This is a genomic window from Sulfurospirillum sp. SCADC (assembly GCF_000743525.1).
In the GTDB taxonomy this organism is placed as follows: Bacteria; Campylobacterota; Campylobacteria; order Campylobacterales; family Sulfurospirillaceae; genus Sulfurospirillum.
In genome coordinates this window covers 95434-119910 of sequence record NZ_JQGK01000007.1, presented here as the reverse complement: position 1 = coordinate 119910, position 24477 = coordinate 95434, and the positions used below count along the sequence as shown (strand labels likewise).

The 24477-nt window shown below is 43.2% G+C and carries 25 protein-coding genes; 9 read left to right on the top strand and 16 right to left on the bottom strand.

All coding sequences use genetic code 11. From position 1 onward, the window contains the following. The first annotated feature begins 6 nt into the window (after positions 1-6). Genes JU57_RS06255 through JU57_RS06245 form a run of 3 tightly spaced genes read left to right on the top strand, consistent with a single transcriptional unit; the run spans position 7 to position 3231 of the window. Positions 7-1035: an NADH:flavin oxidoreductase/NADH oxidase gene (locus JU57_RS06255; RefSeq protein WP_037958411.1), complete on the top strand. Its 1029-nt coding sequence runs from the start codon at positions 7-9 to the stop codon at positions 1033-1035. 22 nt (positions 1036-1057) lie between these two features. Then, positions 1058-1957, top strand: coding sequence for an alpha/beta hydrolase (locus tag JU57_RS06250; RefSeq protein WP_037958408.1), 900 nt, complete (start codon positions 1058-1060; stop codon positions 1955-1957). 29 nt (positions 1958-1986) lie between these two features. Further along, positions 1987-3231: an EAL domain-containing protein gene (locus JU57_RS06245; RefSeq protein ID WP_051906667.1), complete on the top strand. Its 1245-nt coding sequence runs from the start codon at positions 1987-1989 to the stop codon at positions 3229-3231. Positions 3232-3236: 5 nt separating this feature from the next. Here the strand turns inward: JU57_RS06245 and JU57_RS06240 are convergent, their stop codons facing one another. Beyond that, positions 3237-4253, bottom strand: coding sequence for a hypothetical protein (locus JU57_RS06240; RefSeq protein ID WP_037958405.1), 1017 nt, complete (start codon positions 4251-4253; stop codon positions 3237-3239). Positions 4254-4551: 298 nt separating this feature from the next. On the opposite strand from JU57_RS06240, the gene JU57_RS06235 reads away from it, so the two are divergent. The 3 genes from JU57_RS06235 to hemJ all read left to right on the top strand — a co-directional run bounded on the left by JU57_RS06235 (position 4552) and on the right by hemJ (position 5861). Continuing rightward, on the top strand, positions 4552-4761 hold the full coding sequence (locus tag JU57_RS06235; RefSeq protein ID WP_037958402.1) for a hypothetical protein: 210 nt from the start codon (positions 4552-4554) through the stop codon (positions 4759-4761). A gap of 219 nt (positions 4762-4980) precedes the next feature. Continuing rightward, a complete protein-coding gene (gene cowN, locus JU57_RS06230) occupies positions 4981-5283 on the top strand; it encodes a N(2)-fixation sustaining protein CowN (RefSeq protein ID WP_037958399.1) in 303 nt (100 codons plus the stop codon). A gap of 62 nt (positions 5284-5345) precedes the next feature. Further along, positions 5346-5861 (top strand): protoporphyrinogen oxidase HemJ, encoded by a 516-nt coding sequence (gene hemJ / locus JU57_RS06225; RefSeq protein WP_037958396.1) that lies wholly within the window; start codon positions 5346-5348, stop codon positions 5859-5861. A gap of 49 nt (positions 5862-5910) precedes the next feature. Here the strand turns inward: hemJ and JU57_RS06220 are convergent, their stop codons facing one another. The 6 genes from JU57_RS06220 to JU57_RS06195 form a co-directional block, all read right to left on the bottom strand. Then, the gene (locus JU57_RS06220; protein ID WP_037958393.1) at positions 5911-6480 is read right to left on the bottom strand and encodes a diguanylate cyclase; all 570 of its coding nucleotides are present in this window, start codon (positions 6478-6480) and stop codon (positions 5911-5913) included. Positions 6481-6646: 166 nt separating this feature from the next. Continuing rightward, positions 6647-7195, bottom strand: a complete 549-nt coding sequence (locus JU57_RS06215; RefSeq protein WP_294876274.1) for a cache domain-containing protein — start codon at positions 7193-7195, stop codon at positions 6647-6649. Beyond that, the gene (locus tag JU57_RS06210) at positions 7168-7455 is read right to left on the bottom strand and encodes a hypothetical protein (RefSeq protein ID WP_037958388.1); all 288 of its coding nucleotides are present in this window, start codon (positions 7453-7455) and stop codon (positions 7168-7170) included. The genes JU57_RS06215 and JU57_RS06210 overlap by 28 nt, the downstream gene beginning before the upstream one ends. Positions 7456-7704: 249 nt before the next feature. Continuing rightward, entirely contained in the window at positions 7705-8922 is a 1218-nt protein-coding gene (locus JU57_RS06205; protein WP_037958385.1) for an NAD(P)/FAD-dependent oxidoreductase, read from the bottom strand. After that, on the bottom strand, positions 8919-9758 hold the full coding sequence (locus tag JU57_RS06200; protein WP_037958382.1) for a S1-like domain-containing RNA-binding protein: 840 nt from the start codon (positions 9756-9758) through the stop codon (positions 8919-8921). The genes JU57_RS06205 and JU57_RS06200 overlap by 4 nt, the downstream gene beginning before the upstream one ends. Beyond that, positions 9755-10168, bottom strand: coding sequence for a DUF2721 domain-containing protein (locus tag JU57_RS06195; RefSeq protein WP_037958379.1), 414 nt, complete (start codon positions 10166-10168; stop codon positions 9755-9757). Before JU57_RS06195 ends, JU57_RS06200 begins: the two co-directional genes overlap by 4 nt. 101 nt (positions 10169-10269) lie before the next feature. Between JU57_RS06195 and JU57_RS06190 the strand changes: the two genes are divergently transcribed. Next, positions 10270-13218, top strand: a complete 2949-nt coding sequence (locus tag JU57_RS06190; RefSeq protein ID WP_294876265.1) for a DNA mismatch repair protein — start codon at positions 10270-10272, stop codon at positions 13216-13218. Positions 13219-13248: 30 nt separating this feature from the next. On the opposite strand, the gene JU57_RS06185 is transcribed toward JU57_RS06190, so the two are convergent. The 3 genes from JU57_RS06185 to efp form a co-directional block, all read right to left on the bottom strand. Continuing rightward, entirely contained in the window at positions 13249-14823 is a 1575-nt protein-coding gene (locus JU57_RS06185) for a methyl-accepting chemotaxis protein (RefSeq protein ID WP_037958374.1), read from the bottom strand. A gap of 63 nt (positions 14824-14886) precedes the next feature. Then, a complete protein-coding gene (locus tag JU57_RS06180; RefSeq protein WP_037958370.1) occupies positions 14887-15438 on the bottom strand; it encodes a DJ-1 family glyoxalase III in 552 nt (183 codons plus the stop codon). 126 nt (positions 15439-15564) lie between these two features. Then, positions 15565-16128, bottom strand: a complete 564-nt coding sequence (gene efp, locus JU57_RS06175) for an elongation factor P (protein ID WP_037958367.1) — start codon at positions 16126-16128, stop codon at positions 15565-15567. A 220-nt stretch (positions 16129-16348) separates the two neighbouring features. Between efp and JU57_RS06170 the strand changes: the two genes are divergently transcribed. Together JU57_RS06170 and JU57_RS14065 are read left to right on the top strand one after the other, a co-directional pair. Further along, positions 16349-16597 (top strand): DNA-binding protein, encoded by a 249-nt coding sequence (locus tag JU57_RS06170; protein ID WP_037958366.1) that lies wholly within the window; start codon positions 16349-16351, stop codon positions 16595-16597. Continuing rightward, positions 16594-16761: a hypothetical protein gene (locus tag JU57_RS14065; protein WP_294876257.1), complete on the top strand. Its 168-nt coding sequence runs from the start codon at positions 16594-16596 to the stop codon at positions 16759-16761. The genes JU57_RS06170 and JU57_RS14065 overlap by 4 nt, the downstream gene beginning before the upstream one ends. 29 nt (positions 16762-16790) lie before the next feature. Here JU57_RS14065 and JU57_RS06165 read toward each other — a convergent pair whose 3' ends face one another. The 6 genes from JU57_RS06165 to JU57_RS06140 all read right to left on the bottom strand — a co-directional run bounded on the left by JU57_RS06165 (position 16791) and on the right by JU57_RS06140 (position 24476). After that, complete coding sequence (locus JU57_RS06165; RefSeq protein WP_051906664.1) at positions 16791-18446, bottom strand: efflux RND transporter permease subunit; 1656 nt, start codon at positions 18444-18446, stop codon at positions 16791-16793. Further along, positions 18433-20022 (bottom strand): efflux RND transporter permease subunit, encoded by a 1590-nt coding sequence (locus JU57_RS06160; RefSeq protein ID WP_037958360.1) that lies wholly within the window; start codon positions 20020-20022, stop codon positions 18433-18435. The genes JU57_RS06165 and JU57_RS06160 overlap by 14 nt, the downstream gene beginning before the upstream one ends. Before the next feature lie 2 nt (positions 20023-20024). Further along, positions 20025-20831 (bottom strand): efflux RND transporter periplasmic adaptor subunit, encoded by an 807-nt coding sequence (locus tag JU57_RS06155; protein WP_037958356.1) that lies wholly within the window; start codon positions 20829-20831, stop codon positions 20025-20027. Then, a complete protein-coding gene (locus JU57_RS06150) occupies positions 20828-22165 on the bottom strand; it encodes a TolC family protein (RefSeq protein WP_037958354.1) in 1338 nt (445 codons plus the stop codon). Before JU57_RS06150 ends, JU57_RS06155 begins: the two co-directional genes overlap by 4 nt. Before the next feature lie 239 nt (positions 22166-22404). Further along, the gene (serA, locus tag JU57_RS06145; RefSeq protein ID WP_037958351.1) at positions 22405-23991 is read right to left on the bottom strand and encodes a phosphoglycerate dehydrogenase; all 1587 of its coding nucleotides are present in this window, start codon (positions 23989-23991) and stop codon (positions 22405-22407) included. Further along, positions 23988-24476, bottom strand: a complete 489-nt coding sequence (locus JU57_RS06140; protein ID WP_037958348.1) for a hypothetical protein — start codon at positions 24474-24476, stop codon at positions 23988-23990. Before JU57_RS06140 ends, serA begins: the two co-directional genes overlap by 4 nt. Position 24477 lies beyond the last annotated feature (1 nt).

Genomic DNA, 24477 nt, shown 5'->3' with positions numbered 1-24477 from the left:
GTGAAAATGAGTCTACTGTTAAGCCCTTACGAAGAGAACGGACTCTCGCTTAAAAACCGCGTGGTGATGCCACCGATGTGCATGTATAAAGCGGAAAGTGATGGCGAAGTGACTCCGTTTCACCTCGTGCATTATACGACGCGCGCAATCGGAGGCGTGGGGTTGATCATCGTTGAAGCCACGGCGGTTGAAGCGCGTGGTCGCATCAGCGAAACCGATCTGGGTCTTTGGGATGACGCGCAAGTGCCAGGGCATCAACAGTTGGTTCACCTCTGCCATGAATACGGTGCCAAAATGGGCATCCAACTCGCCCATGCAGGACGCAAAAGCCTTTGCGCCTCTTCCACGCCTGTGGCTCCTAGTGCCCTTGCCTTTAGTGCAACCAATGGCTACAAACTGCCGCATGAACTCAGCCTTGAAGAGATGCAAAATATCAAAAAACACTTTGTCCAAGCCGCTCTTCGCGCGACCTACGCAGGGTATGAATTTCTTGAACTACACGCCGCACACGGGTATCTGTTGTGCGAATTTTTATCGCCGCTTTCCAACCAACGTACCGACCAATACGGTGGCAGTTTGGAAAACCGTTGTGCCTTTGTCCTCGAAGTAGCGCAAGCGATTTTAGATGCAACCAAAGAGACGCCTTTGTTTGTGCGCATCAGTGCCGATGAATGGATGGAAAAGGGATGGAACGTGGAAGAGAGCATTTACCTCTCCAAACAGCTTCAAAGCATGGGTGTTGCGATGATTCACGTCTCAGCTGGCGGCAACAATGAAGCGCAAAAAACACCGCCTCTTGTGCCCCTTTACCAAGCTGCTTACGCCAAAGTCATTCGTGAAAGTGTTGAGATTCCAACGATTGCGGTGGGACTCATCACGACAGCTGAAGAAGGTGAAAAGCTTTTGAACGGCGGTTTTTGTGATTTGGTAGCGTATGGCAGAGAGTTGTTGCGCAACCCCAATTTTGTCTTTTTCACCGCCAAAGATGAGGGGAAAAAAGCGCTGATTGAACCTTCGTATGTAAGAGCCTTTTAGCTTTACATGTAAGGAATTTGAGGTGGTTCAAAAACTCTTTTTTGCGCTTTTAACACTGGTGCTGTTTCAGAGTTTACACGCAGGCATTTTGCGCGATCGTTTGAGTCTTGGGGATGATGATGAGCAGGAGAAGGAAGCGCGGTTTTCCAAAGAGGTTCGCCTCATCGCCAATGTCAGTTATGGCGCGGATGCCAAAGAGCGTTTGGATGTTTACACCCCTTTACATGTAAACAGCTCTTCTTTGGCTCCCGTCATCTTTATGGTGCACGGTGGAGCGTGGCGTATTGGCGATAAAACGTCTCAAAGTGTGGTCGAAAATAAGGTCAATTATTGGGTCAAAAAAGGCTACATCGTCATCTCCACCAACTACAAAATGCTACCCGATGCACCGGTGAGTGAACAGGTCAAAGCAGTGGCAAAAGCGCTCGGATTTGCGCAAGAGAAAAGTGCTTCTTGGGGTGGGAACAGAGCCCAATTTATCCTGATGGGTCACTCCGCTGGGGCGCACATCATCGCGATGATTGCGGCGTCTCCTTCGTTATATTCCACTAACGCCATCACGCCTCCCATCGCAGCCGTTTCACTCGATAGTGCGGTTATGGACACGCCAGCGCTTATGAGTGCGAAACATATGCGCTTATACGATCACGCGTTTGGAAGCGATCCTGCGTATTGGCAAAGCCTCTCACCGTTCCATCAACTTAGCTCCGCACGTATGCCGCTTCTTGCGGTTTGCTCCACCAAACGAGACGACTCTTGCCCCCAAGCGGAAAAGTTTTTAACCAAAGCCTCTTCATTTGGAACGAAGACCTTATTGCTCAAAGAGAACATGAGCCACAAAGAGATCAATCAACTCTTAGGAGCGGACGCCACCTACACCAAAGCGGTCGATGATTTTTTAAACAGTGTCATAGTACAATAATAAAACTATCACATAAGGGTTAAGCAAGGATGCGAAAAGAGCTCAAGTACGAATTAAAATACGGCAGGATTCACCCTCTCACCGAACTGCCCGATCGTCAACGCTTCATCAACACCCTTGCGAACTCAACCGCCAATAAACTCGCCCTCCTCAATGTCAATGGCTTTTGGAACTTCAACCACTCCTTTGGCTATGAGGTCGGCGATCACATCTTAAAAACCATCTCTCAAAGGCTGAAACGTCGCTTTTCAGGAGCCGTCGTTTTTCACTTGGGTGCCGATCTTTTCGCGATTTTGGCAGGAAAAGAGGTCGCACTTGAGCACTTCTTGCAAAATATCGAATCGTGCCTCTGGTACTTTGGCTACTCGCCCATCGAAGTGGCAAATGAGCGCATCTACACACCCCTTCGCATCGGTGTTGCCATCGGCTACGACGACCTTTTTCTCAATGCCGAATTTGCGATCAAACAAGCCAAACGCATTGGTAAAGATTTGATGGTTTACGATGCCGCCATCCCTTCGTTGTGCACACCCCAATCCACTGCCAGAGCCGATGTTGAGTGGGAGCGGACGATTCGCGAGGGGCTTAAAAAAGGGCGTTTTGATGTGTTCGCACAAAGCATCGAAGGGGGCAAAATCCCCAAATTTGAGTGCTTGGTGCGTCTGCATCACCCCGATGGGCGCATTATCTCGCCGTACCTCTTTTTAGACCATGCTAAGCGTGCCAATCTGTATGGCGCGATCACCAAAATCGTCATTCAAAAATCGTTTGCATTTTTTGCTGACAAGCACGCCGAATTTTCGATCAACCTCGCACTCAGCGATATATTAGATCAAAACCGCATCGACTTTTTGTTTGAAAAAATGTACGAATTTAACATCGCCGATCGCTTAACCGTTGAAGTCACCGAGGGCGAAGGCATCGAAAATCACCCCGAAGTCATCTCGTTTTTAAGCTCACTCAAAAGCCAAGGGGTCAAAATCGCCATCGATGATTTTGGAACAGGCTACTCGAACTTTGAATATCTGGTCAAACTCCAAGCCGATTTCATCAAGATCGATGGCAGTCTCATCAAAAATATCCATAAAAACGCCATCCACAAAGCCGTCGTCGAAACCATGGTCACCTTCGCACAAAAAATGCGCATGCAAACCGTCGCAGAATTTGTCGCAAACGAAGAAATTTACCTTACATGTAAAGAGCTTGGGATTGACTATTTTCAAGGGTATCATTTCAGCGAACCTAAACCGTTTGGGAGTTTAGTGATTCATTAAACTATTTAAAGACGTTTGTCACCTTTATCTTCAATTTGATTTATATCTAAAAAAGCTACTTCAGAAAACCCACTAGTCTTTTTAAATGACATATTATGTATGAAATTACTCATTGAATTTGATGGATCAATCTTATCCATATTTAAAGATGCCAATGTATTTCTTGAAATGCAAGCAGATACGATAGGTAGTTTTTCTAAATGTCCTGTTTTATCATTTAACAAGTTATCAATAGCAGTGACAATAACGACATTGTCAGGAATAATTGCGAATAATTCATTAGCTATTCTTAATATCGCACTACAAACATAATCTTGATATAGTGTATAAAATTGACTTTTAGGCATTTCTTTAACCGATAATTTTCCACTTTTGAGTAAACTTTTTACTTCATTTGGAATAATAGAATTTCCATGAACGTAAATTTTTGCTTCTACAATATTTTTATCATTAATGGATATAGATATTTCTGATCCAATACTAGAAATCTCTGAAAAAGAGTTCATTTCTTCAATAACTTTCATTTTTGTGTCTTTGTCATCTTTTAATAAGGCATTGGCTATTTCTGTGTTATTTTCCCAATCAATTAACTCTTTTTCCCATTGATTAAATTTTATTCTATATTCTTCTTCATCTTTTACAATAGCTTGTTCTATTTTTATCTTTAACTTTTGTTGTTGTGTTTCTTCTCTTCTAAAAAGCTTATCAATTAAACTTGGATAATATTTTTCTAATTTAAGTGTTGCTTCTTTTTCATGTGTCCTAACGTTAACTGGTTTCTCTGGCTCTTTTGTTAAAGCAATATCTTTCCAATCAATGCGTTCACTACATTCTTTATGAAGTGACTGTAATATCTCAATATCATTTTCATACTCTTCAACTGCATACAAGGCTTGTTCCAATTCCTGCATTTTTGAATATTCTTTTTTCCTTTGCGCTAATTCACGCTGTCTTTTCTTTGCATCTCTTTCCATTGCTTTAGAAACTCTGTTAACACTCCGAACAAATCCATTAAAGGTCATTTTTCTTCCCCTCGTTTATTTTGCTTGCATAACTTATTTAGAACGTTATAATTTACTCTATTTTGACTTATATTTCAAAATACACTTTAAGTGAATAAAGGTCGGAGCTAAAACTTCCTTACGTGCGGATTCTCTCTTTTCCTTTACATGTAAAAGATGGCATCATCCAAAACGTCCTGTGATCTCATCTTTTGTTTTCTCCTCTTTTGGGTTGATGGAGACGAAGTGTCATCTCTTTTGAATTTTTCATCTTCATAGCTCTTTTTCGCTACAATATTTAAAATTAAAGGAGCAGAAGATGCAAACTTTACTGTTAAAAGCCGACGATGGTGTTTTTGAGCAAATCAAAGCTTTTTTATCGCTCTTACCCAAAGAAAAAGTACAACTCATTGACCCTTTTGAAGTTGGTTATATGTCACAAGAAGAAGAACAAGAGATCAAAGCTTTACTTCAAGATGAAGAGACAAAAGCACTCGTGATAGAATCTAAACGAAGCTATACTTTATGACGATTGACGTCGTTTACTCCAAAGCATCACTCTCTTTTTCAAAAGGGAAAAATGGCTCAAAGCAAAGCTTTTAACTTCTTTAACTCTACCTTTTCTTGTTTACATGTAAAGATTTCAACGAACCACCACACTTAAAAACAGTTTAAAAAACAAATCTTCAAACACTACATAAGCTTATGGAACACAACGTGCATATGTCACGTAAAAAGGCATCCAAACATGGACGAAATTCGTGATCGATATGTGAGTTTTCATAACATTGACTGCTATGAAAATGCAACCCAAGTGCTTGATGCCATGTATGAACTCTTTGATCTGTATCCTGAAGCTAAAGATGGTTTGTGGATTCGTTTTGAGACATTGATTCCTAAAGATTATAAAGCGGTTTTTGCGAAGCACTATTCTAAGGACATTTTGTACCACATCTGCTCTCATGTTTTTTATCTTTCGGCTCTTTTTGAAACGTATGATTTTAAAAAAGGAATCGAACTGATGGAAAAAGCTGAAATGGAGTGTTGTTAAAAATCCCATAAAAACCCACGCGCACTTGCTATAATGGCACTATTATTTTGCAGGAGTGAGCGATGGAGTACTACAGTTGGATTTTAACATTTCACGTTATGTCGTTTATGTCGTGGATGGCGATGCTTTTTTACCTGCCACGTCTTTTTGTCTACCATGTTGAAAACGCACACAAAAGCGAATTTGTCGAAGTGGTGAAGATTCAAGAGTACAAAATCTACAAATACATCGGTCTGCCTGCCTTTTGGGCAACGCTTTTAAGCGGTGCAGCGATGCTGATCATCAACCCTATTTTATTTGAATCAGGCGAATGGCTTTACGCTAAATTAACGGTAGTTGCGCTTTTAACCGCATACTCTTTTTCATTGGAATACTACCGTGTACAGTTGGAAAACGATGAATGCACCCAAAGCGGCAAATTCTTCCGCGCGTACAATGAAGTGCCAACCTTGCTTTCCATTTTGATCGTCGCTTACGTTGTGGTTAAAACATTTTCACTGCTATTTACCTCTATTACGGTCGCCTTTTTTGCCTTTATCATTTACATGATTTTCCAGCAACCAAAACATAAAGGGTAATTTTTCTTTGATCGCTGCAAAAGTTTACATGTAAACAGAAACGATACCATTACGCTTCATGGGCGCTGAGATGAACTCCATGTTTAGCTTGATACATCTTGGTATCCGCCTCAACCATCAAGTCATCCACCCTGCTCTCTTTGTCGCCCATCGCCATACCGATGGAGACACCCAACATTTTGGCACTGCCTTGAAAGAAAAAAGGCTCTTTTAAAGCTTCCATACACTTCGTTGCAACAAGCGTTGCCGTATTGCGTGCAGATGCGACATCACTCTCAAGGTCGCTGAGCACAATCACAAATTCATCACCGCCAACGCGGGCTAACGTATCACTCTCGCGTATCAACGCTGAAAACCGCTTCGCCACCTCAATCAATGCGTGATCTCCTGCGCTATGACCCAAAGAGTCATTGATCGCCTTAAATCCATCCAAGTCCATAAAAAGCAGTGCCAGCCTCGTATGATTGCGTGCGCACCGTGCCAGAGCTTGCTCCAGTCTATCGACCATCAAAAAGCGGTTAGGTAGCTTGGTCAGATAGTAGTCATAGTGGGCGATCTCTTTGAGCTCTTTTTGACTCGCTAAAAGCATTGCCATCAAGCGGTTGAACGCAACCGTCAAATACCCACCTCATCCATCCTTGTGATCGGCAATGGTTTGAGAGGGACTTCGCCAAGCGACATTTTATTGGCCAACAAAGCCGACGTTCGAAGAGGTTTAAAAAAGAAAAACAAGAACAAAAAAAGTATGGCTGGAACGATGACGAGACTCATGATATGTGCTCGTATCAGGGTCGTTTTAATATCTCTTCCATCACAAAAGCCTCTTTGGTCTGAATATGAGAAGCAACAAACCAGTCGGTGTTGGGAATGGAAGCAATCGCAGATAACTCTTCGACGCCATTGGTGTTGATCGTAATATCACTGCCCCTAAAACCTTCTATTGCCCTATCATGCAAGAGATTTTTCCCTTTTGGCGGTGTGGGTTTGAGTATCAGCTCTTTGTTCGTCGCTGCTATAAAAATCTGCTGCTTCGCATCAATCAGTAAAAAGCCGCCTGTCTTACCAATGCGACCATTAAGGCCGCGATTGAAAAACGTGGCATCATAATACGTCAAGCCCACCACGATGGCTCGAACATGCCCAAAATCATCTTTGATCGGCATCGCCATAGGAAGAACAGGCTCGTTTGAATGTTGAGAGAACATCAGCGTTCCAATCACAAACTCTTGATTAAACGCACGTTTAAAAACATCATCACTCGCATACGCTTTTTCACCCTCTACTCTTTCAGCCCCCGTCCCTGCGATCAAACTTCCCTCTTCATTGAGCACCAACAGAGCGCCGGAGAAAAGGGATTGAAAACATGGCGTTCCTCAAGCCACATTTTAAGTTGATGTGGATTTTCAAGCAATTCTAAAGGCATCCGAGACGCAATCTGTGCAAGCAATGTTTTGCGAACATCTAAATCATGCGTGATCTCTTTAGCTGCCTCGTTGGCAAGTGCTTCTTGATGAATCGAAACGACCTTGAAAAGATTCGTATGGATGGTATAAGCGAAGAGGTAATACCGTGTTAATCCCCCTATGATGATCATAACACATAAAAATCACCCTCACAATAATGCTATTTTTAATCTCGTTAAACCAGCCGTATTTGAGTCTCAACACCCTACCTTTTTTGAACATCATGTGTCAGATTTATTCCAACAAAACTATGATTTTAAGGCTATTATTGTACTTGTCTCTACCTTAATTCACCAAGAAAATACGAAGCTATAGTCAAACGTATTGGGTACGTATTATAAAAATAGCGCTGTGCTCAGTCATTGCAAAAAACGCTCCGTTTAGGTTACAGACTGCCCAACGAGATACCCCGAAGCCCACGCAAAATGCAAGTTAAACCCTCCGCAATCGCCATCAATGTCCAACACTTCGCCACAGAAATAGAGATTTGGCATCTTTTTTGACATCAGATTTTTGGCATCTAGTTCGCGCACATCCACGCCACCAGCGCACACTTCGGCACTTTCAAATCCCTTGGTCGCCTTTACATGTAAACGCAGTGCCTTCAAAGCAAAGACGATCTTTTTGATCTCTTTTGCACCCAGTGTTGACGCCTCTTTGATGTGCGCTATTTTTGTGTTTTCGATAATGAAATGGGCTAGCTTTTTAGGAATCATCCCCTCAAGCCACAACGAGAGTGACTTCTCTTTGGCAACACTCACTCTTTTTTGAAGCAGCGACGTCAGTGCTTCGCGCGAAAGCGTGGGAAGAAGATCGAGCACGACATGCACGGATTCATGATGCACCAACGCATGAGACGCTTTGCGACTTAGATCTAAAATCGCCGAGCCTGAAAGTCCATACGCGGTAAAAAGCAGATCGCCCTGCACGCTTTGGCATTTTTGGTTGTCGATGTAAAGCTCGACATTCGCGTCCATCTTCACACCGCTCACCTCTCTCAGATGCGGTTCATCGCAGACAAACTGCACCAGCGAAGGATACGGCTCAATGACGCTATGTCCCAAGGTTTTGGCAAAACCATACCCACTGCCAGAACTTCCCAAAGTGGGCATTGCGACGCTTCCTGTGGCAATCACGCAGGCATCAAAAACATGCGTTTTATCGTTTACATGTAAAATAAATTCCACACCTTTTTTCTCTATTTTTGCGACTTCAGATTCAAGTAAAATGTTTACATGCAAAGATCGCACTTCATGCAACAGCATATCGACCACACTTGAAGCTTGATGGCTCATCGGGTAGAGTCTGCCCTCCTCGCCTTCGCGCATTTCCAGTCCTAACGTGCGAAAAAACGTTTTACATGTAAGGGTGTCAAAACGACGCAACGCCTCTTTGGCAAAGCTGGGCGATTCGCCATGGTAGCGCTCGAGGCTGATCTTTTCATTGGAGATATTGCACTTACCATTGCCCGTGGCAAGAATTTTGCGCCCTACTTTGCTGTTTTTCTCAAACAGCGTGACGCTATGTCCTTTGCGCGAGGCTTCGATGGCACACACCAGTCCCGACGCTCCTGCTCCAATGATGGCAACACGACTCATAAAAGCTTCATGCCTTCATCGTTCACTTCCAGTTTTTTTGCCTCGATCAGTTTGGTGAGGGCGCGTTTATACGCCTTACGACTCAGCCCAAAACGATCCGAAATCAGCTCAGGCGTACTTTTGTAATTCATCTCGCACGCCCCACCCGTGAGACTTAAAATCTCCACGATTTTAGCGGCAGCCGCTTCATCGCTTTTATCGCCGATGGGACGAAGCACAATGTCTAATTTTCCATCTTTGCGAAGGGTTTTAATGTAACCCACTTTTTCATCACCGATCTCAACATTTTCAAAAATTTCATTGTGAAAGATGAGCCCATCGTAAAGGTTGTTAACGATCACTTTGAAGCCAAGTGGGGTTCGCTCGCGCACCAGAACGTTGACCTCTTGTTTGAGTTTGAGCGCTTTGAGATCTTTTTTTAAGAAGTCGTTGTACTTTTGTGTCCCTATGATGCGCCCCGTCTCATCGTCCAAACTGACCTGTACGATCACCTTCATGCCGACATAAAACGGAAATTTCTGAAGCGCTTTAGGAACCAATAAATCTTTGGGCAAGCCCCAGTCTAGAAAAGCGCCAAAGGGGGTGACATCGACCACTTCAAAACAGCCAAATTGATCGAGCATCGCTTTGGGGAAAGTCGTACTCGCCACGATGCGATCTTCCGAGTCAAAATAGACAAACACATCGATCTCATCGCCCTCTTTCATCGCGTAGGTGACGTATTGGTTGGGCATGAGAACTTCATCTTGATCCTCACAGATCAGGTAAACGCCATTGTCGGTGTAACGGTTGATTTTCAGACGATTTTTTTCGCCTACAAGCAGGTATTGATTCATTTATCCTCGATTATTTTACAGCGATCGTGCATATCGCTGAGTTCCATATTTAAAGCACGTGTAGAGATCATCACTTCCCAAAGGGAGATAAAAAGTGAAATACACATTGAAATGAGGCTTAAGCCAAAGATTTTTTTCCCTAACTCTAAAATGCCCAAGAAAAGATCAAACATCGAGAAGGTACAGAGCAAAATGGAAAGTACGCCAAAAAACTGCATCCATTTGGTGAGTTCCAAACGGTGCTTAAGATTGCCGATCTGTTTGTACTCTTCGCAATTTTCGCGCTCGTTTGATTGACGATGCAACATGCGAATCAGTTGCGCAACCGCCAAAAAACGGTTGGTATATGCCAGTAGCAAAAGTGAAACAGCAGGGAACAAAAGGGCGGGGGTTGAAATTTCAATCTCCATGGTTATCCTTTTACAATAAGTGCTTTTATTGTACCTTAAAATGGCTTTTGGCAAACCAAACTTTATGCTTTCGTGCGCTATAATCTAGCCACTTTAACGAGATGGATAGAAAAAGAATGCTTGAAAATATTGCGCAAATGCTCTGCTCCAAAGAGAGACTTCTGACTGAAATTTACTTCGATCTTCAGCTCTTTTTTGAATCAAAATATGGCAAAAATACGATTGTATTTATGGAAATCGGCTCTTTTTTTGAAACCTATGAAGTCAACAACGAAACGCATCAAATCGGCAAAGCCAAAGAGGTCAGTGAGCTTTTAAACATCCAACTCACGCGCAAAAATAAATCCATTTTAGAAAACTCCGTGCAAAATCCTCTGCTTGCAGGCATTCCTTCCGTTTCACTCGATCGTTATTTGAGCCGTCTGGTGCAAGCGAAAAAATACACAATCGTTTTGGTTCGCCAAAAAGGCGAGCCGCCCCACGTCAAACGCTACATCTCCAATATCATCAGCCCAGGTACAAACTTTGATTATCTGATCGAGCCTAGTGAAAACTACTTGGTTTCACTGCTCGTAGACTGCAATCATCAGATCTATTCCATCGGCTACAGCGCCATTGATGTCACAACGGGCAAAACCATCATCAACGAAGTGCATGGAACCAGAGAAGATAAAACTTATGCACTGGACGAGATTTTCAACCTTTTGCAGACCTATAAAACCAGTGAAATTGTCCTCACCTTTAACACCGAGAGCATCGATAAAGAGTGGGTGCAAAACTACCTGGAGATCACGCCCAGTGTCGCGCACAGCCTCAACAAAGAGCGCCTCAAAGTGACCTATCAAAATGAACTTTTCGGTCGCATTTACGCGATTCGCTCCCTGCTCTCGCCTATCGAATACCTCGACATCGAGCGCTACCCCTATGCGAGTGAATCATTGGCGATTTTGTGCGATTTTATCATCGAACACGATGCCAATATCATCGAGAAGATGAGCCGCCCGATTTTACTTGGTAACAGTCGCTACCTCTACATTGGCAATAATACTCTCGAACAGCTCGACATCATCTCCAAAAATCCTTCCGAGATGACGCTTTTAAACCTGATCGATCAGACCTCGACTGCCATTGGAAAGCGACTCTTAAAAGAACGCTTGCTCAACCCGATTTGTGATCTTAAAACCCTCAATGAGCGTTTTGAGCTGAGTGCGCAGCTCATCAGCGACTCTAAAAAATTTGAGATCGCGCTCAAGCAAGTCTACGATTTGGAGCGCATTTTAAGACGGATTGCGCTGAAAAAATTGCACCCGTTGGAGCTCGATTACCTCGGCACGTCGCTTGAAGCGATTTTGGGCATTCTCAAAGAGGCGGAGCTTAAAAAAGTGCCCACACCCAAAAAGCTTTTTGATGAGAGTGAAGCGCTGCTGTTGATGCTCAAAAATACCTTTGTACTCGATATTTGTGCGAAGTTTCGCAAAGATCAGATCAGCGAAAACCTTTTTGTCAAAGGTATTTTCCCACAAATTGACAAGATCGAGCAGAGCAAGCAAGAGCGTTTTAGCGCCCTTGAACACATCGCACAACATATTGAAACGCTCTTTGAAGAGAGTAACCGCACGACGCTCAGCATCGAATGGTTGGAGAGCGAAGGGCATTACATCGCGATGAGCAAAAACCGTTTTGCGCTCATTGAAGACAGACTCATGCAAAGCTTTATCACCATTGGGGAACAGCACTATTTCTTCAAAGATTTCACCTACAAACACCTCAAAAACAGCGTGAAGATTTCTGCCTCACTGATCGATGAGATTTCCCAAGAGATCACGCTCAGTAACCTTCAAATGATCGCATTGGTCAAACAGCGCTACGATGAGATGTTGGAAAAGATCGAAACGCATTATGCGCTCACTTTGGAGCATCTGATCTCATTTGTGGGAACACTCGACGTGGCGCTGAGCAATGCCAAATGCGCGATTTTATACAACTACGTCAGACCTGAGCTTTTGCCGATGCAGGAGAAAAACCGCTTTATCGAAGCCATCGGACTGCGCCATCCTTTAATCGAATCGCGCGAGGAGAATGGTATCTACATTCCCAACGATCTTTTCTTGGGACACTGCACGCCAGAGATCACCCACGATCATGTGACCCTTGAAGCATGCAAAGAGAATGATGTGCAGGGCATTTTGCTCTATGGCATTAACTCGAGTGGTAAATCCTCTTTAATGAAAAGCCTTGGTATCGCCGTCATCATGGCGCAAGCGGGCTTTTTTGTACCGTGCGCGAGTCTGAGGTTTCACCTGTTTGATAAAATCTTCACGCGCATCATCAGCCACGACAACCTTTACAAAGGGCTTTCGACCTTTACGGTGGAGATGTTGGAACTCAAAAATATCTTCAACCGTGCCACGGAGTTTTCACTCGTCTTAGGCGATGAGATCAGCCATGGAACGGAGACTGAATCGGCATTGGCGATTGTCGCGAGTAGCGTGGTGAAGATGCACACGCTAGGCTCGTTTTTCGTCTTTGCGACCCATCTGCATCAACTGAACAACCTGCCTCTGATTGCAGAGCTCAAAAAGGTGATTTACCTGCATTTAGGCGTGTGTTACGATGAAGAGAGTGATAAGCTTCTCTACAACCGCAAACTCGAAATTGGCAGTGGAAGCTCACTCTACGGTTTAGAGTTTGCCAAGTCGTTGCATATGGACCCAACCTTCATTAAAACCGCGTACGATATTCGTCGCAGCCTCGCAGGAGAGCTAGGCGATGTGGAACTGTTAAAGCAGAAAAAACGCAGTAAATACAATAAAAATCTCTACCTCGCCAAATGTGCCCTCTGCGATGAGTATGTTGAAGAGGTGCATCACATCAAGGCGCAAGAGCGTGCGGATGAGCATGGCAACATCGACCACTTTCACCAAAATCACCGTTACAATCTCATTCCGCTCTGCGCGAAGCATCATAAAATGGTGCATGAAGGCAAGATCGTGATTAGCGGTTTTGTGATGGGAAGCGAAGGGTTAAAACTCCATTATGAAGAGAAGTAAAGAGTGAAAACACTCTTTACATGTAAAAGCTTACGCGGTTTTAAATTGAGCGAGCGTTGCGCTTAAACTCTCGGATAAACGTGCTAAATGTTCTGCCGCAGAGGCGATCTCTTCGACACTTCTGGCGTTGGAGCTGGAGAGATGATTGATCGTTTCGATTTTGTGGATGACGGCGGTTTGGATGCGCCTAACATTATCTTCCGCTTTGGCGACCACGGAGTCGGTTGCACTTACGGTTTCATCCAATAAGCTGACCGCATCGCCCGTTTGTGTGCTTACTTTCGTTGAAAAATCCGAGAGATCGTGGATGCGTTTGGCATTGAGATTCATCTGCCCGCAAATATCTTGAATGGACTGGACGATGACATTGATCGTTGCATTGGTTTCGATCAAACTCTTTTGCGTACGCTCCGCTAGCTTTCGCACCTCATCCGCCACAACGGCAAACCCACGTCCATGTTCCCCTGCACGCGCTGCCTCGATGGCAGCATTCAGCGCCAATAAATTGGTCTGTTCTGCAATATCACTGATCACCTCTAAAACATTTTTCACTTGATCGGTGTCGTTGGAGAGCTGATTGAGTCGGTCGTTGATCTCAGATTCGGCATGGGAGGTGTCGCCTAGTTGAATGATGGTTTCATTGAGCAGATTTTGAGCGAGTAACAGACTCTTTTGTGCGGTATGGATGCGCTCTTTCATTTTTCCCACATCGGCACTCGTGTGTTCGATCTCCAAAGCAACCGCAGACGCCTCTTGCGTTGTCTCCCTCACCACACTTGCTTCCTCTTCTGCACGCTTGCCAATTTGCAAACTCGTGCTCGAGAGCTCTTCGGCAACAGAAGCATTTTCAACGGCATTGCTTTTGGCTTCACCAATGGCGGTTGAAATCTCTTGAAGCAGTGCATTTACGGTGAGCATCGTTTCACTGATCTCATCGTGCGTATCGAGCTTTAGTGATTGGTTTAGAACTTTGCTGTGGCGCATCTGTTCACACTTGGATTGGGCTTGTGCGACAGAGTGTTTGATGGAACGCGTGAGAAAAAAGAAGAGCACCAAAATCACCAGCGAGACAGCCCCTAAAACAATCTGTGAGCTGGTTTTGTTCTTTTCGAGTCGATCAAAATTGGTTTGTTTCATATTTTGAGAAAGCTCGTAGATGTTTTCCAAAATCGTTTCAAACGCATTGACATTCTTTTTGGACTTGTCACTACTGCCTTGATAATCTTCAAAACTACTACCATCGACCGTTTTTTTAGGCTCATTGGCAACATGCCAGATCTCAATAGCATGTTTAATCTCAGCGATTTTATCTTGGTTAATTTTGGAGCGAAAAATCTTTGTCAGTGTTTCGATCTGAGGTACGAGCTTTTCATAATGCTCCTCATACGCCTTCACCGCCTCTTCACGGTAATAATTTTGATAATTTCGCTGTTCAATGCGCATTTGTAAAAAATGTGACTCCAGTGCCTGAATAGCAGTAAATCGTACCGCAATCCCTTTAGCATTATTGCTCACCTCTACAATCTGATACCCCAGTGCTCCAAAGCCTACAATCAATATCGCTAAAAGAAGCGTTAACTTCCCTTTGATGGTTCTAAGCAACATTACCGATCCTTCGTATGAATTTATCTTGATTATAAAGTCATGCCTCTTAAAATGTTGATAAAATTACATATTAAGTAATAAATCCTTTTTGAGCGCAAAGGCAACGTCTGCAGAGCAGAGCTGTTCCACAAGGCTCAAAGCAAAAAGCATCGCCGTACTGGGCCCTTGTGAAGTTGTAATATTGCCATCCTTAACCACTTTATCAATGGCGTTATAACCTTCCCCTCCAATTTTTGGCTGAAAGCCTGGGTAGCAGGTGTAGCTGTTTTTAAGCACGCCTGCGCTCTTTAGGGCATAAGGGGCCGCACAAATCGCAGCGATGGCTTTATGCTTAGCATCAAAGCGTTTCAGAAGATTTTGGGTGGTTTCATCGGCAGCTAAATTGGTCGCACCAGGGAGTCCGCCCGGCAGGGCGATCATATCGTAAGCATCGCCATCAACCTCTTTTAAAAGGGCATCGGCTACGACCACAATACCGTGTGCTCCTTTTACATGTAAAGACTCTAAGGCTGCCATAACCACTTCAACATTGGCACGTCTTAAAATATCCACAATCGTGAGTGCTTCGATCTCTTCGAATCCCTCAGCTAAAGGGACAATCACTTTTTTACGCATAGGAAACTCCTCAAAAAAATGGTGTTGTGTGTAAGGTCGGTCTTGTGAAGATTATTATAGCACTAAAGGAAAAAAGAAGAGGAAACCATAGCACCGTTTTCGATGCTATGGTGTTGATATGTAGACTTATTTAACTTTTTCTAAGTATTCGCCGCGAACCGTGTCCACTTTGATGACATCACCCTCAACGACGTGGAAAGGTACTTGAACCACTGCACCACTCTCAAGCGTTGCTGGTTTCTTACCGCCTTGGGTATCGCCTTTAAAGTTAGGGGGTGTTTCGACAATTTTGAGTTGAACAAACTGAGGCGCTTCAACGCTGATAGGTTTACCGTTGTGGTAAAGCATATCAACATTCATACCATCAATGATCCAATCCGCTGCTTCACCGACTTGATCGTGTGTTAGTGCGATTTGCTCATAGGTAACGCTGTCCATAAATTGTAAAAATTCACCATCGTCGTATAAAAATTGCATGATTTTATCTTCAAGATGAGGCGTTTCACACTTATCACCCGCATGAAATGTTTTTTCAATGACTTTGCCATCCATAAATGATTTGATTTTACAGCGTACAAAGGCCGCACCTTTGCCCGGTTTGACATGTTGATACTCGACGATTTTATACGGTGTGCCGTTTAATTCGATCTTTAACCCTTTTTTTAAGTCGCCCATTCCTATAGAGGCCATACATTCTCCTAGATTTTAGTTTTCGTCATTATAGCGAAAAAAACTACGACTACAAAGCAGTCTATTTTTATACAATATATTGTATGTTTAAATCAATATAAATGATATAATTATCAATATAAACGTTATAAAATTCATAATATTGTTTATAATATAAATTAACTTGTATATTTTATGATTTTTAATTTATATTTAATACATCTTTCAGTATCATCATACGATGAAAACAAGCGATATTATTAATCTTTTGCATAATGCCATTGAAGCCGAAAATATGGGGAAGAAAATTTCTCAAAAAAAAATGGCGGAAACCTTTGGTATTTCCATGCGCACCTACCAAGAGTGGAGACTTGGAAGTAGCGCGCCTATGGGCATTCCTGTGGTTTTCAATATGCTCGGAATGTTGAAAGATGAAGATATTGTGAGATTAGTGCGTAAAATAAATGATGGGCAAAAAGGAACGGTATGACAAATCTATCCGTGAGTGAGAAGTTGGCATTAGAAGAGGTATTTGAGTGTTTGAAACATAAGCATTGCCGTAAAATAAACATCATGACAAAACGTCTTTTTGTCTACCGCATGATGCGTCTGTTGGTCTCAACGCGTCGAAAACTCTTACATGTAAAACGTTGAGTTGCCCCACCGTTTACATGTAAGTGCTGCTAAAGTGCCTTTGTATTATCCATAAACACCGGAACCACGATCAACGATACGATCACAGCCGCAATCGTTCCAAAGATCAAAGCAACCCCAAGTCCACCAAATATAGGATCGGTGGCAAGCAATGTACTGGCTAAAATAATCGCTGCTGCTGTCAGCATAATCGGCTTTGCTCTGGTAGCGCTCGCCTTGGCTATCGCCTCTTTTTTTGAACTCCCTTGTGTGATCAAAGTCTGCGCAAAATCAATCAACAACAAAGAATTGCGCGAGCTAATCCCCATCAGTGAAATAAATCCAATCAGCGATGTTGCGGTGAGAAAAAACGTTGTCGATGCAAAAAGATCCATGATCCAATGCCCGATGATCACCCCAATGATCGAGAGAAAACTTCCTAAAAGTACAATGCCAGCGAGCGCAAAGCTTTTGTAGTAAACAACCATCAATAAAAAGATCAAAACAAGGGCTGTGATAAACGCACCACCGAGGTCACGAAACGTATCCATTGTTACTTTCATCTCGCCATCCCAAGCCAATTCGTACACATCACCACTCTTTTTATCTTTGAGCGTGAGATCAAACAGATGGCTACGATGTACCTCAAACTCCTCTTGCAGTGCTTCTTTGATCTGGGATCGTGCTTCCAAAAGCGGATAGACTTGCGAAACAAGATCAGCTTCAGCCACAATGCTGACCATCTTTTGAAGATTCTTTGACATAATCGTTGGGCTTGAAGCCACTTTTTCAACACGAACCACTTCGGAGAGTGGCACCATCATGCCTTGAGCATTGAGCAGTTTAAGCTCACTCAATTTTGCGCTGAGCTCCTCTTTGGAGGCATGTGGAAGCGACTTGGAAGGAGCGCTTAACACTACATACAGTGGGATTTGTTCAGGGGAATTTTCACTGTTTTTATGAGCGACATGTGCGCCTTCAAAGGCAAGGTACAACAGTTCGTTGATCTGAGCAATGGTTAGATGCGAACGGGTCACTTTTTCTTTATCAAGCACAAGCGCGTACTTTTCATACACCTCCTCAGAGAGTATATCCACATCGACCAGATCCTTGGTTTGCGCTAAAATCTGTTTGATTCTCTGCGCTAGCGCGTTTAAAGGCTCACTCTTTTCGCCATACAACTCGACCACCACAGCCGCCATTGTTGGAGGGCCAGCAGGCTGTTCGACCATCTTGATGGACGTCTTTGGAATCAAGGTTTCACATGCTTGATGGATGAGAGGACGCAAGCGATGCACCATCGCAAAGGAGCGCTCATCTCGCTCATGAATGCCACTGAGATTGACCACGATTTCACTGCTTTGCTCTCCTCTTTTCAGCCCAGAGCCTTTTACCAACCCTGCATAATCTAAAGGAGATCCCATGCCATTAAAAACTTCAATATTTTGAATCTCTTTCTCTTTTTGCAAAATACCCACAACGCAGGAATTGACCCTGTCAGTCTCTTGGTACGAACTTCCACTGGGAAGATCCACATAGATTGAAAATGTGTTCGTACTTTTTCCCGGTAACATCTTGGCTAAGACAATTTTAGTAGGAAACATCAGCACGGCTAGGACAAAGGCTAACAACGTTAAAAAAAGAACGAGCTTTTTCTTACGCTCATCCATTAAAAGAGCATGGATGAATGACTCAAATTTTTGCATCATGCTCTCCTTGAGTGTGTGTTGGTTTTTTCAAAAATCTGCGTGCTAAAAACGGTGTAAAAATATAGGCGATCAATAAAGAGGAGAGCATCGCCACAGGTACATTGAGTGGAATCGGTTTCATAAACTCACCCATCATCTGCCCCACAAACGCCATCGGCACCATCGTTAAGATGATCGCAATCGTTGCTAAGTTGGTCGGAGCTCCGATCTCATCGGTCGCTTCGATAAGTAGCTCATCCATCTCTTTATCATGAGCATCTTTTGCGTGCAGATGGCGATGAATGTTTTCGATGACGACGATAACATCATCCACCAAAAGCCCAAGGCTCAGCAAAAAGGCAAAAAGCGTGATGCGGTTGATCGTTTGCCCGCTCATGTAGGCGATAAAAATCGTAATCGCTAAGATGGCAGGAACGGTAAGCGTGACGATCAATCCTTCCCTCCAACCCAAAATAAAAATCAGCAAAAAAGCAATAATCACGATGGAAATCAACAAGTGAAAGACCAACTCGTTCACCGCTTCATTGGCGCGCTCACCATAATTTCGCGTTACAATGTAGCCAATGCCCTCACGATCCAGAGCACTTTTGGAAGCCTCAAGACGGGTGACCACGTCATTGGCGATCACAACAGCATTGGAGCCTTTGAGTTTGGAAACACTGAGCGTGACTTGATCTTGCAAAGGCGTAAAGGTTTCGCCTTGTTTGTAGCTGATCTGCGCACTCTTTTTGTTTTGAATATCATCACCCAGATGAATAGCGGCAATATCTTTCAGATACACCACCGAACCGCCAAAATGGGCGACAATCAGATTTTGAATATCTTCGACCTTTTCAAGCGCATTTTTCACACCAAAAACGATCAATTTCCCCTCTTGCGTTCTATTTTTCACTTCAGGGGAGGAGACCGTGAGTGATTTTAACGAGCCTACGATCTGCTCCAAAGAGAGATGATAAGCGGAGAGTTTGGAAAGATCGATCTCGATGTTAAACTGCTCTTTGTGTTCGCCTTTGATCTCGGTTTTAGCGACATTAGGCACATTGCCTAACGTATTTCGAAAAGCTTCCACACGCTTATAAAGACTCACATTATCCACCCCTTGAGGCGTTTTAGCGTAAAAAGCGATGGAGAGAATAGGAATGTCGATGTCGATGTCAAAAGGACGCACCAGTGGCGTTGCTGCCCCTTGAGGAAGTTGATCCATATTTTGCATCACTTTATCGTAGAGTTTGAGGTTCGACGCTTCACGGTTTTCGCCGATAAAATACATCACATTCACAATGCCCACATTATCACTCGCGATCCCATAAATGTGCTCCACACCTTTAATCTCCTTGATACGCCTCTCTAAGGGACGAACAATCATCTGCTCGATCTCAGCCGCACTCGCCCCTGGCATCGAGACGATGACCACGCCACCGCTGATCGAAATTTGGGGGTCTTCTTCTCTGGGCATTAACGAGAGTGCGATCACTCCCAAAACAATCAAACTCACCCCTAAAATCATCGTCAGAGGATTTTTCAAAAAAAGTCGCGCTAAGTAGCCTGCGAGGTATCGCTCTTTGTACTTCATCGTTACTCACCCACCGTGACAACTGCGTACATACCAGGATACGCTTTGGTATCTTTACATGTAAAAGAGAGTTTCACACGAAAGGTGTGCGCCATTTGATTGGAGCTAGGGATGATCGCTTCGATTTTTCCTTCACTAATGCACCCAATGGAAGGCACTTCCACACGAGCTTTATCGCCCACTTTAACACTACCAAGATAACTCTCTGCAATTTCAGTGCTAATTCTAAGCGCACTCAGATCGGCTAAAACCAATGTGGGAACTCCGGAGAGCGCCATTTCTCCTGCTTTAATGTGCTTTTCAATCACGACGCTCTCATTGGGTGCTTTCACTTTGAGATACTGGTACTGGTTTTGAACCTCTTGGCGTTTTTGTTTGGCTTGCGCTATCTGTTGTCTTGCAATATCAACCATCGCTTTAAGATTGCTCGTTGAAAGCTCCAAATTTTCAACCTCATACTTTGAAACCATATCTTTTTCAAGCAAGCGCTGATGACGCTCTAAATTGAGCTTTGCATTTTGATACTGGTTTTCGTACATTTTCAGACTAAGCTCCGCTTGAGAGATCGCAAGCTCACTTTGCGCAAGAGCGGTATCGACCTCTTTAGAGTCAATGCTGTAGAGCAGATCGCCCTTTTTGACCACATCGCCTTCGCTCACATTGACCGTTTGCACAAATCCCATATAACGGCTCGAAATTGTTTTTTGATTCTCGGAAATCACGCTACCGCTTAAGGTCAAACTTCCTGCTTGAAGCGTTCCTGAGGCGATTAAAGCAAGCATTACTGCTTTTACATGTAAAGATTTCATTGCACTTCCTTGCTGGCTAATTTTTGAAGCTCAAAGATTTTTTCATTGCGTGCATTTTGCACCTCTTTGAGCCTGAGTACTTTGGTAAGCTCTTCGGATTGTTTCATCATCACCTCGTTAATAGAGACCAATTTTTGCGCATACCTTCCTGCATAATTTTCATAAATGAGATGGGCAAGTTCCACCTCTTTTTTAAGACTTTGGATCTCATAGTCATCATTATATATCTGGGTCTGAATCTGCTTGATTGACAAAGCAATCTGTTTCTTTGCCAACGCCAATTGTTGCGAAGCTTTGAGGTTTTCAACGCGCGCTTTTTCCAGATTATTTTTATCGCTTCCACCGTTAAAAAGGTTCCATTTCACTTGAAGCCCCACAGTGTACGCATCGTTTTTTGAAAAGTCATTCATCAGCTTATCATCACTGCTGCCATAGTTTGCAAACGCACCTACTTGAGGGAGAAAAGCACTCTGCTGCAGGTCAATGCCCATCTTAGAAATCTCAACGCCCTGCTCGGCTTTTTTGATCTCAAGATTGTCGTTCAAAATGTCTGCATCGCTACTGTGAAGCATAAGCGCCTCTTCATCATTTCCCGAAATTTGCGTCACAGGTTCATCCACTAAAAACGAAACAAAGGCATATAAAAGCGTTCTGTTCGCTTCGGCTTGATGAATCAATCGCTCGACATCGGCTTGTTTGCTCTGCACTTCTAAAAGATCGATTTTTTTAACATACCCTTCTTCCAGCATCGCCGCTGTTTTTGCCTCTAATTTGGCGGTATTAGACGCAATAATGTGAAGGTTATAAAGGTGCGCATCCAAAAGCGTTATAGCAAAAAAACTCTTTTTGAGCTCGTAAATTTTTTGAAGGGTTAACGCCTCACGATCTAGTGTGCTCATCGCATGCAAGGCTTGGGTGATTTTGCCATACTGCTCAATTTTGCCACCTGTGTAAAGCGGTAAGGTATACTCTATTTTGGTTTGAAAGTGATTACGATCCGAGGGATTGTTAAGATCATCGGGCGATAACATGTAGTTACTCCCACTAAACTGCTTAAAGCCAAAGTCCGCAAAGGTGGCTTCGCGTGATTGAAGTTTATAGCCAAAGATGTTTAGGGCATCGTTACTTCGAAGTGCTGCTTGGGAGAGTTCTAAACTTCCATAATGCGCACCTAAAGCTGCTTGATGCTCTAGCATTTTAATTCTTTCATCAAATTTAGCAATCACAATCTCGCTGTTTTGCGCTTTGAGTTTTTGAATCGCATCGTCTAAACGGAGTCCATCCGCTGCAAAGCTAAAACGCAATGCCAGTAGAAAAAGCAGAATCATTCGCATGCACATTCCCCTCACCTATTTTAATTACTATTATATTATCAAATGTATAATATTTATTTATTTATTGAAAAATATTAAGCAGATCATTTTAGCTAAAGATAATAAAATTTTACTTTTTAAAAAGGTGACTAAAGCTTTAAAAGAGGGACTATATCCAAAAGAAGTAAACTATATTTTAACGAAAGAACACAGGAGCTCTCTGCAAAGAGAGGCTCCTATGAGTATCATATTTTATACGATCATAAAACAGCGTACTCTACCCAAACGCATGACTCGAGTTTGGTGAGTTCGGTAATGATCTTTTTATCAATGTCGGTATCCACCAAGATAACCGCCATCGCAAATTGGTGCGCACCACGCCCCAATCTAAAGTCAGCAATGTTAATGCCCTCTTTGGCTAAAATCGTCGCGATATGAGCGATAACACCTGGTACGTCATTGTTTTTAAAAATAATCATCTTACCTTTAGGTTTAAAGTCAAACTTGAAGCCATTGATACCCACGATGCGTTGCTCATCTTCGCCAAAAACGGTTCCACTGATACTGATCACATCTTTTTCAGTGGTTAAAACAAGCGTTACTTTATTTTTATAGCCGCTTGAACTCGCAGCCACTTCACATTTACTCTCAATGTTTTTCTCTTTGGCAACAAATTCCGCATTGACATAGTTGATTTTGTTCTCATTTGCCTCTTTGAGAGAGCCTACAATACCAAAGGTTAAGAGGGATTTCGCGTAACCACCGATCTCGCCCTCTAACTCAAGTTTGATCGATTTGATCGCAGAGCGGTTCAGTTGCGCGGCTAAAAAGCCCATTTTTTGTACCAGCTCTAAGTATGGCTCCACAAACGCAGGAATATCTTCTGCTTTGATTGGAAGATTGAGCGCATTAGGATAACTAATGCCACGCGCCGCACTGATCGCATTTTCGGCGGCTTGAATCGCAATTTTTTCTTGAGATTCTAGGGTATTAGCACCAAGGTGTGGGGTCACACAGATATGCTCAAGATCCAGTAAAGGGTGGTTGGTTGCTGGCTCTTTGGAAAAAACATCAATACCCGCAAAAGCGATTTTGCCACTTTTAATGCCTTCTAACAGAGCCTCTTCATTGTAAAGACCACCACGCGCACAGTTGATAAGGCGTACGCCATCTTTCATCTTCGCGATTTCATCGTGTGAAATGATATTAATCGTCTCTTTGTTTTTAGGCGTATGAATCGTAATAAAATCACAGCTTAAAATGTCATTGAAATTTTCAGTATAGGTCATGCCAAGATCGGTCACTTTGGATGCAGAGATATACGGATCATACGCCACCACTTCCATGCCAAAGGCTTTAGCGCGAATGGCTACACGACTACCGATATTGCCAAAACCAATGACGCCAAGACGTTTCTCACACAATTCAACGCCATACCATTTTTCGCGGTTCCATACACGATCAATTTTGAGGTGATTGTTGGCGTTGGTAAAGCTTCGTGCACAGCCTAAAAGATGTGCCATCGTCAGCTCAACCGCAGCAATCGTATTGGCGGTTGGAACGTTCATCGCGATGATACCACGTCTACTACAGCCATCTTGATCGACGTTGTCAACGCCTACACCTGCTCTTACAATCGCTTTAAGGTTGGTCGCTGCGTTTAAAAATTTTTCATCCACATCGGTGGAGCTTCGTGTAATCGCAACATCACTCTCGCCAATAATTTTAAGCAACTCATCTTTAGGCAAACGTACAGCGTCAATAACTTCAATATCTTTTTCAGCACGTAAGATTGCAAAACCTTTTTCGTGAATCGCATCGCATACAATGATTTTCTTCTGTTTCATAACCAAACCTCGACAATTTTTGATTTTATATCGTATTTTTCAAGCTCTAGAACAACATTTTCCAGTTGCTTTTCACTTTTTTCTTCTACGTAGATAATAGGAATTTTATCTTCCTTAATCACCATATACGGTAGATGCAAAGCATTCAGAGTCTGCACAATGCAAAACAGTGAGTAGCGATCCGCTCGATCAATCACCAAGCGAAACGACTTTAATTTGCCTGCACTTCCGCTTTTTTGCCCATACGCATCGATCTGCATAAAAAGCTCATTGACAGGGAAGATAAACTCCCTAGCGTCTTTATGCGCCATCTCTTTGATCCAAACGTTTTGGGATGTTTCTTGTTTGATTTCTTGCGTTTTGGAAGGTTCGTACTTGACGATCTCTTCCTTCACATCTGTCTCGTGAGTCAGAAGTTTGGAGAGAAAAAATCCTACTCCTGCAAAGAGGAGCAGAAAGAGTGCGCCAAGTACTTTTTTTTGCATT

Bases quoted from the DNA above. Each gene is read 5' to 3' on its own strand.
- JU57_RS06210 (WP_037958388.1), bottom strand. From the start codon at position 7,455: ATGATCATCATAGGGGGATTAACACGGTATTACCTCTTCGCTTATACC.
- efp (WP_037958367.1), bottom strand. From the start codon at position 16,128: ATGGCCTCTATAGGAATGGGCGACTTAAAAAAAGGGTTAAAGATCGAA.
- JU57_RS14065 (WP_294876257.1), top strand. From the start codon at position 16,594: ATGACAAATCTATCCGTGAGTGAGAAGTTGGCATTAGAAGAGGTATTT.
- JU57_RS06140 (WP_037958348.1), bottom strand. From the start codon at position 24,476: ATGCAAAAAAAAGTACTTGGCGCACTCTTTCTGCTCCTCTTTGCAGGA.
- JU57_RS06160 (WP_037958360.1), bottom strand. From the start codon at position 20,022: ATGAAGTACAAAGAGCGATACCTCGCAGGCTACTTAGCGCGACTTTTT.
- JU57_RS06180 (WP_037958370.1), bottom strand. From the start codon at position 15,438: ATGCGTAAAAAAGTGATTGTCCCTTTAGCTGAGGGATTCGAAGAGATC.
- JU57_RS06240 (WP_037958405.1), bottom strand. From the start codon at position 4,253: ATGACCTTTAATGGATTTGTTCGGAGTGTTAACAGAGTTTCTAAAGCA.
- JU57_RS06170 (WP_037958366.1), top strand. From the start codon at position 16,349: ATGAAAACAAGCGATATTATTAATCTTTTGCATAATGCCATTGAAGCC.
- JU57_RS06165 (WP_051906664.1), bottom strand. From the start codon at position 18,446: ATGCAAAAATTTGAGTCATTCATCCATGCTCTTTTAATGGATGAGCGT.
- JU57_RS06150 (WP_037958354.1), bottom strand. From the start codon at position 22,165: ATGCGAATGATTCTGCTTTTTCTACTGGCATTGCGTTTTAGCTTTGCA.
- JU57_RS06235 (WP_037958402.1), top strand. From the start codon at position 4,552: ATGCAAACTTTACTGTTAAAAGCCGACGATGGTGTTTTTGAGCAAATC.
- JU57_RS06155 (WP_037958356.1), bottom strand. From the start codon at position 20,831: ATGAAATCTTTACATGTAAAAGCAGTAATGCTTGCTTTAATCGCCTCA.
- JU57_RS06245 (WP_051906667.1), top strand. From the start codon at position 1,987: ATGCGAAAAGAGCTCAAGTACGAATTAAAATACGGCAGGATTCACCCT.
- JU57_RS06205 (WP_037958385.1), bottom strand. From the start codon at position 8,922: ATGAGTCGTGTTGCCATCATTGGAGCAGGAGCGTCGGGACTGGTGTGT.
- JU57_RS06185 (WP_037958374.1), bottom strand. From the start codon at position 14,823: ATGTTGCTTAGAACCATCAAAGGGAAGTTAACGCTTCTTTTAGCGATA.
- JU57_RS06195 (WP_037958379.1), bottom strand. From the start codon at position 10,168: ATGGAGATTGAAATTTCAACCCCCGCCCTTTTGTTCCCTGCTGTTTCA.
- JU57_RS06255 (WP_037958411.1), top strand. From the start codon at position 7: ATGAGTCTACTGTTAAGCCCTTACGAAGAGAACGGACTCTCGCTTAAA.
- JU57_RS06190 (WP_294876265.1), top strand. From the start codon at position 10,270: ATGGATAGAAAAAGAATGCTTGAAAATATTGCGCAAATGCTCTGCTCC.
- hemJ (WP_037958396.1), top strand. From the start codon at position 5,346: ATGGAGTACTACAGTTGGATTTTAACATTTCACGTTATGTCGTTTATG.
- JU57_RS06200 (WP_037958382.1), bottom strand. From the start codon at position 9,758: ATGAATCAATACCTGCTTGTAGGCGAAAAAAATCGTCTGAAAATCAAC.
- serA (WP_037958351.1), bottom strand. From the start codon at position 23,991: ATGAAACAGAAGAAAATCATTGTATGCGATGCGATTCACGAAAAAGGT.
- cowN (WP_037958399.1), top strand. From the start codon at position 4,981: ATGGACGAAATTCGTGATCGATATGTGAGTTTTCATAACATTGACTGC.